Origin of the sequence: uncultured Microbacterium sp. (assembly GCF_963521695.1) — a bacterium.
Lineage (GTDB): Bacteria > Actinomycetota > Actinomycetes > Actinomycetales > Microbacteriaceae > Microbacterium.
Genome location: NZ_CAUQWC010000207.1, coordinates 1 through 6287, shown reverse-complemented (window position 1 = coordinate 6287; position 6287 = coordinate 1). Strand labels below are relative to the sequence as shown.

Here is a 6287-nt window from a genome sequence, read left to right as displayed (position 1 = left end):
CGCCCCGCCCGTTCGAGCGGTGGGGCGGTCGGCCGCCGTGCCGGGGGCCGTCGTGCGCCCGCGGGGGCTGTTCCGCGTCCTCACCGGACGCGAGTCGACCCATGAGTGCCCGCCGTCCGCGATGACCCGCGTGTCATCGCCCGGGCGGCGCGGTCCCGGTGCTGCCCTCGGGGCGACCGGATGACGGGTGCCCCGCACCTGGAAAGCGATCTCGCAGATGCCTCCTCTGTTCCTCATCCCGGCGGTCCTCCCGTGACCGCGACCGACTCTTCGTCCACGGGTGCCGCCGTCGCGCCCGACCGCACCCGCCCGGGGTGGTTCCTGCCGCTCCTGCGCCGCCTGCACTTCTTCGCCGGGCTCTTCGTCGGGCCGTTCATCCTCGTCGCCGCTCTCAGCGGGGCGCTGTACGCGCTCACGCCGACCCTCGAGAGGGCGATGTACGCGCACGAGCTCACGGCGTCGTCGACGCGGGACGGCATGGCCCTGGCCGACCAGATCGCCGCCGCCGAGGCGTACGTCGGAGGCGGGACGCCCGTGGCTGTACGACCGGCGCCGGCACCCGGCGACACCACCCGCGTGATGTTCGCCGACAATGACCTGCCCGAGAGCACGACGCGGGCGGTCTTCGTCGACCCCGCGACCACGGAGATCCGCGGCGACCTCCCCGCCTACGGCACGAGTGGCGCGCTGCCGCTGCGGCACTGGATCAGCGACCTGCACCGTTTTCTGCACCTGGGCGAGGTCGGCCGCTGGTACAGCGAGCTCGCGGCATCCTGGCTCGGCATCGTCGCGCTCGCCGGGCTCGGCCTGTGGATCGGGCGGTTCGTCCGGTCGCGCCGGGGTCGACGCGACCTGCTGCGTCCGAACCGCCGCCACACGGGCTACCGGCGGCTGTCGGGATGGCACTCGGCGGTCGGGATCTGGGTGGTGCTCGGGGCGCTGTTCCTCTCTGCCACGGGCATCACGTGGTCGACCTTCGCGGGAGCGAACGTGAGCGATCTGCGCGCAGCGATCGGCGGCGGTACCCCCGCGCTGACCACCACGCTCGACGGGTCGGCCGCGAAGAGGGGCGATCATGCGCATCATGGGGGTGCCGCGACGACGTCGACCGCGCGGGCCGACGCCGCCACCTTCGACGCCGTGCTCGCGATCTCGCAGCGACTGAACGTCGACAGCGGCGACGTCGAGATCCGCCCGCCGTCCGCCGCGGGCGAAGCGTGGGTCGTGCAGGAGATCCATCGCAGCTATCCCACCGAGGTGGATGCCGTGGCCGTCGACGGCTCGAGCATGCAGGTGATCGACCGGGTCGACTTCGCCGACTACCCGCTCCTGGCCAAGCTGTCGCGTTGGGGCGTCGACCTGCACATGGGCACCATGTTCGGCCTCGTCAACCAACTCGGGCTGTTCGCGCTCGCCATCGGCATCGCCTCGCTCGTCGTGCTCGGCTACGCGATGTGGTGGAAGCGTCGACCGACCCGGTGGCTCGCGTCCGCGCCCGCGCGGGGTGTGCTCCGCCACGCACCGTGGTGGGGTGTCGCCGCAGTCCTCGTCGCCGCGGTGGCGATCGGGCTGGTGCTGCCGTTCGTCGGCTACACGCTCGCAGTGTTCGTGCTGATCGACCTGCTGCTCGGGTGGTGGGCGAGACGCGTGTCGCCGTCGGAGCGGAGTGAGGTCACGTCGCGCTGAGCCGGCGCCGGCTCGCGCCGCCGCGAGACGGCATCTCGCTGACATGTCGGTGACACGTTGCACACTCGGTGTCGGCGGGATGCCGTTTCGCGGGGCATGAGCACCCCCGCAGATCTTCGCGTCCGCTCGCGCGATGCGGCCCCGCCGGCGGGTCAGGCGAGCAGCATGTGCATCGTGACGGAGCCGTTGGCCGGCTGCTCGAAACCCAGGCTCCGGTACAGCGCCTGACCCGGCGGATCGGCCAGCAGCGTCACGTACGCCCCCTCGGGGGCCTTCGCGCGGATCTCCGCGAGAAGGTCCTCGAGGATGCGGCGCCCGAATCCACGCCGCTGGTACTCGGGCAGCGTCGCCATGTCGGCGACGAGGAAGTACCAGCCGCCGTCGCCCACGACGCGGCCCATCGCGACGGATCGGCCCGTGGCATCCACGATGCGGCGCCAGGCCCAGCTGTTCGCCAGAGCCGGCGCCCCCTGCTCAGGGCGCTTGGGCGTCAGGCCCGAGGCGCGGCGCAGCTCGAGGTAGTCGTCGAGCGTGGGCGGGAGCGATTCGAGGCGGAGGTCGTCCATGCTTTCAGCCTGGCGCATCTCCGTCTCGCGAGGGAGGTCGGGCCGCCGGCCTCTCCGTAGCGTGGGACGTCCCCCCTCCGGAAGGATCCCCGTGACTCTCGCCCGTCGCCTGGCCGCCGCCCTCTCGTTCGTCGCCGTCGCCGCCCTCACCGCGTGCACGAGCGCCGCCCCCGACACCCCCGCCTCCACGGCGGCATCCATGGAGGTGCCGGCGACCCCGGTGGGGGAGCGCCTCACCTGGATCATCGACGTGCTCGAGGCCGAGGCCGACACGACGCCGGGAGAGTGGGCACGAGTGCTGCACGACCACTTCCAGTCGCAGGTGTCGGCCGAGGATGTCGCCGATCTGCTCAACCGGCAGATCCGTCCGGCGGCTCCGTTCACCGTCAGGGCCTATCAGGGCACCGAGACGCAGGCCGTGGCGACGCTCGCCGGCTCGGTCGGCGACCCCTTCGACCTCTCGCTCTCGATCGATGGGAGCGACCGCATCACCGGCATGGTGTTCGGCCCCGTCGCCGCGCCGTGGGAGCCCTCGACGTCGTGGGAGGAGTTGGACCAGCGTCTTCGCGAACTCCCCGGCGAGGTGAGCGCGCTCGTGCGGCGCGGGGACGACGACGTGGTCGCGATCGACCCCGACCGGTCGGCGCCGCTAGCCTCGGTGTTCAAGCTGTACGTGCTGCTGGCGGTGGCGTATGCCGTGGCCTCCGGCGACCTGGCCTGGGACGAGACGCTCGTGCTCGGCGACACCGATCGGAGCCTGCCCTCGGGTGAGCTGCAGGACGCCCCGACCGGCACCGAGGTGTCGGTGCTCGAGGCGGCGTCGGCGATGATCCGCATCAGCGACAACACCGCCACCGACCTGCTCATCGGTCGTCTCGGGCGCGAACGCGTCGAGGCGGCGGTCGCGCGCAGCGGCCACGCGGACCCGTCGGCGCTCGCGCCGTTCCTCTCGACGAAGGAGCTGTTCACGCTCGGCTACGGCGACGCCGCCGTGCGCACCGAGTGGGAGGCGGCCGACGACGCGGGCAGGCGCGCGCTCCTCGACCGCATCGACGCCGCACCGCTCGCGGTCGCGGTGCCCGACGTGACGACCCCGGTGTGGCAGCAGGGCTTCGACTGGTTCGCCTCCGCCGCCGACGTCGTCGCCGTGCACCGCGTGCTCCAGGAGACCCAGGATGCCGAGGTGCTCGGCATCCTGAGCGAGAACCCCGGTCAAGGACTGGACGTCGGATCCTGGCCGTACGTGGCGTTCAAGGGCGGGTCCAGCCGCGGCGTGGTCACCGGCAGCTGGTTCGTGCGCGACGGGGCGAGCGAGGCGACGGTGGTGCTGATGATGTCGGACGCCGACGCAGCGGCCGTTTCGGCGGCGATGCCGGCGTTCTTCCACCTCGCGGAGGACGCGTTGCGCCTGGCGCGATAGGTCAAGCGATGGGGGCACGGGACCCCGCTCGCAGGACGCCTCGGCGTCACGGCCCCACTCCCGCGCGAGGACGTGCTCGCCCCGCGCCGAATTAGGCGTCGTCGGGGTCGGGGAGGCTCTGCGCGATGCGGCTGGAAGCGGCGGAATCGCGGCCGACGCCGGGCTGGAACTTCGCGATCGGGTCGTCCTCGTCGACATGGGGTTCGCTGCCGTCGGCCGGCGGGGGAGACGCGGGGGTGCGGTTGTCGGTCTCCCCCGCGGCGTCCTCGGGGCGACCGGTGTCCTCGGTGTGGCGCGAGGTGGAGCCGCCGTCGCCATCATCGGTGCCGCGTTCGGTCAGGCCGTCAGCCGACCGCGTCCCGACGCCGGGCAGGTCGTTCTGGCTCGAGATGTTCTGGATGCGCGCCTCGTCGTCGGCGTCGATCTCGGCGGCGCCGACGGCCCCCGTGTCGGCTCCCGCGGCCCCCGCGGGAACGTCGGCTGCGAGCCCCTCGGACTCGGGGATGATGTTCTCTTCGTCGGCTCCGGGGAGTCGGTCGGCGGGAGTGTCCATGGTGATCCTCCTGATCGGTGTGCGGCCACGCTAGGCGCCGCGAATGCGGGGCGGGCCGGGGTTGCGCTCGCCGGGTCTCGGCATCCACCGCCCTGGACCCCGGTGTCGGCGGGGCTGGCTAGGCTCGAAGGACGCTTCGAAAGGAAACCGCAATGCAGCAGCGCCCTCTCTCCCGTACCGGCCGCGAGGTCTCGGCGATCGGTCTCGGCACCTGGCAGCTCGGACCCGACTGGGGCGGGGTCGGTGAAGACGAGGCTCTCGCGGTTCTCGGCACCGCTGCCGACGCCGGGGTCACGCTCTTCGACACCGCCGACGTCTACGGCGACGGCCGCTCGGAAGAGATCATCGGAAAGTTCTTGAAGGGCACGGATGCCGCGGGCATCACGGTCGCGACGAAGATGGGGCGTCGCGAAGACCAGGTGCCCGAGAACTACGTCCTGGAGAACTTCCGCGGCTGGCTCGACCGCTCGCGCCGCCTGCTCGGGCAGGACACGCTCGACCTCGTGCAGTTGCACTGCCCGCCGTCGGCCGTGATCGACGACGACGCCACGTGGGACGCCCTCGACCAGCTCGTCTCCGAGGGCGTCATCGCCGCGTACGGGGCGTCGGTCGAGACGATGGACCAGGCGCTGTCGGCGCTTCGTCGACCGAACCTGACCAACCTGCAGATCATCTTCAACCCGTTCCGCCTCAAGCCCCTCGACGAGGTGCTGCCGCTGGCCGCCGAGAGAAACGTCGCCGTGCTCGCTCGCGTGCCGCTCGCGAGCGGTCTGCTGTCGGGCAAATACACGCACGACACCACGTTCGACAAGGACGACCATCGCACGTACAACCGCAACGGCGAGGCCTTCGACAAGGGCGAGACGTTCTCGGGGGTGCCGTTCGACGAGGGCGTGGCGGCAGCCGACGAGCTGAAGGCGTCGCTGCCCGAGGGCGTGACGCTGCCGGCGGCGACGCTCGCGTGGATCGCGTCCCGCCCGGGGGTCACCTCGGTCATCCCGGGCGCACGCTCTGTCGCCCAGGCGGCGTCGAATACCGCGGCGGGCGACCTCCTCGACGGCGGCTTCGACCTGGCCGCGTTCGACGCGCTCGTGCGCGAGGTGTACGACCGGCGCCTGCGGGCGGAGATCCACCCCCAGTGGTGATCCCCGCATGACGGAAGCCGGGCCCATCCTTCACGGACGGGCCCGGCTTCTGAGCTTCTCGGTGGAGTGACGTCAGCTGACGTCACCGCGCCAGGCGCCCGACTCGGCGCCGCGCGACTCGATGTACTCCTTGAAGTTGTCGAGGTCCTTCTTGACCGAGTGGTCGTCGGCGCCGAACACGGCACCGAGCTTCTCGAGGACTCCGGTGGGCTCCCAGTCGATCTGCACGGTGACGCGCGTCTCGTCATCCGACAGGCGGTGGAAGGTCACGACGCCGGCGTGGTTCTCGTCGCCGCCGACGCTGTTCCAGGCGACGCGCTCGTCGGGGTGCTGCTCGGTGATCTCGGCGTCGAACTCGCGCTCGGCTCCGCCGATCTTCACCTTCCAGTGGGTGAGCGTCTCGGTCTTCTGCGTGATCGACTCGACGAAGCTCATGAAGTGCGGGAACTCCTCGAACTGCGTCCACTGGTTGTAGGCGACGCGGACGGGAACGTTGACGTCGATGGTTTCGATGACCTGTGCCATGGTGTCCTCTTTCGTATGGGTTCCGGGGCTGCCCCTAGTCTTCGCGCGGTGCGGCGGACGCGCCCCCGGGTTGAGTGATCGGCGTTCGTGCCCTATACGCGCGCCGCCCCTGCGGGAGCGGCGGTGGGCCGTCCCGACGGGAGCGGCGGTGTCGCCGTGATCGCCCGCGTAAACACGATCTGCGCGTGGAAACGCGGTGTGAGCGTGTTTATGGACGCGAATCGTGTTTATGCGTGGCAGTGGCGGGGCCCCCTCGGCGGGAGCGGCGGTGGGGTGCCCTCGGCGCGAGCGGCGGTGAGGCGCGCGCGGCGGGAGCGGCGGGGTCGCCGTAGTCGCACGCATAAACGCGATCTGCGCGTGGAAACGCGGTGTGCGAGTGTTTATGGACGCGA

Annotated in this window: 7 protein-coding genes; 4 read left to right on the top strand and 3 right to left on the bottom strand. The window is 71.6% G+C overall.

The window, feature by feature from the left end; genetic code table 11:
• Both RWP81_RS13350 and RWP81_RS13345 read left to right on the top strand, forming a co-directional pair.
• The coding region (locus tag RWP81_RS13350) for a hypothetical protein (protein ID WP_314456877.1) at window positions 1–184 on the top strand (184 nt) is incomplete at its 5' end.
• 68 nt (window positions 185–252) lie between these two features.
• Window positions 253–1686 (top strand): PepSY domain-containing protein, encoded by a 1434-nt coding sequence (locus tag RWP81_RS13345; protein ID WP_314456876.1) that lies wholly within the window; start codon window positions 253–255, stop codon window positions 1684–1686.
• 152 nt (window positions 1687–1838) lie between these two features.
• Here RWP81_RS13345 and RWP81_RS13340 read toward each other — a convergent pair whose 3' ends face one another.
• Window positions 1839–2252, bottom strand: coding sequence for a GNAT family N-acetyltransferase (locus tag RWP81_RS13340; RefSeq protein ID WP_314456874.1), 414 nt, complete (start codon window positions 2250–2252; stop codon window positions 1839–1841).
• Between the two features lie 91 nt (window positions 2253–2343).
• Between RWP81_RS13340 and RWP81_RS13335 the strand changes: the two genes are divergently transcribed.
• Window positions 2344–3672 carry a Cpe/LpqF family protein gene (locus RWP81_RS13335; protein WP_314456872.1) on the top strand — a complete coding sequence of 443 codons (1329 nt, stop codon included), beginning with the start codon at window positions 2344–2346 and terminating at the stop codon, window positions 3670–3672.
• A gap of 91 nt (window positions 3673–3763) precedes the next feature.
• Here the strand turns inward: RWP81_RS13335 and RWP81_RS13330 are convergent, their stop codons facing one another.
• On the bottom strand, window positions 3764–4225 hold the full coding sequence (locus RWP81_RS13330; RefSeq protein WP_314456871.1) for a hypothetical protein: 462 nt from the start codon (window positions 4223–4225) through the stop codon (window positions 3764–3766).
• Window positions 4226–4377: 152 nt separating this feature from the next.
• Here RWP81_RS13330 and RWP81_RS13325 point away from each other — a divergent pair, with 152 nt between their 5' ends.
• Entirely contained in the window at window positions 4378–5370 is a 993-nt protein-coding gene (locus tag RWP81_RS13325; RefSeq protein ID WP_314456869.1) for an aldo/keto reductase, read from the top strand.
• Window positions 5371–5442: 72 nt separating this feature from the next.
• Here the strand turns inward: RWP81_RS13325 and RWP81_RS13320 are convergent, their stop codons facing one another.
• Complete coding sequence (locus RWP81_RS13320) at window positions 5443–5895, bottom strand: SRPBCC family protein (RefSeq protein ID WP_314456867.1); 453 nt, start codon at window positions 5893–5895, stop codon at window positions 5443–5445.
• Window positions 5896–6287: the final 392 nt, after the last annotated feature.

Excerpts from the sequence above, each read along its gene's own strand:
- RWP81_RS13340 (WP_314456874.1), bottom strand. The coding sequence starts at position 2,252 with ATGGACGACCTCCGCCTCGAATCGCTCCCGCCCACGCTCGACGACTAC.
- RWP81_RS13330 (WP_314456871.1), bottom strand. The coding sequence starts at position 4,225 with ATGGACACTCCCGCCGACCGACTCCCCGGAGCCGACGAAGAGAACATC.
- RWP81_RS13320 (WP_314456867.1), bottom strand. The coding sequence starts at position 5,895 with ATGGCACAGGTCATCGAAACCATCGACGTCAACGTTCCCGTCCGCGTC.
- RWP81_RS13325 (WP_314456869.1), top strand. The coding sequence starts at position 4,378 with ATGCAGCAGCGCCCTCTCTCCCGTACCGGCCGCGAGGTCTCGGCGATC.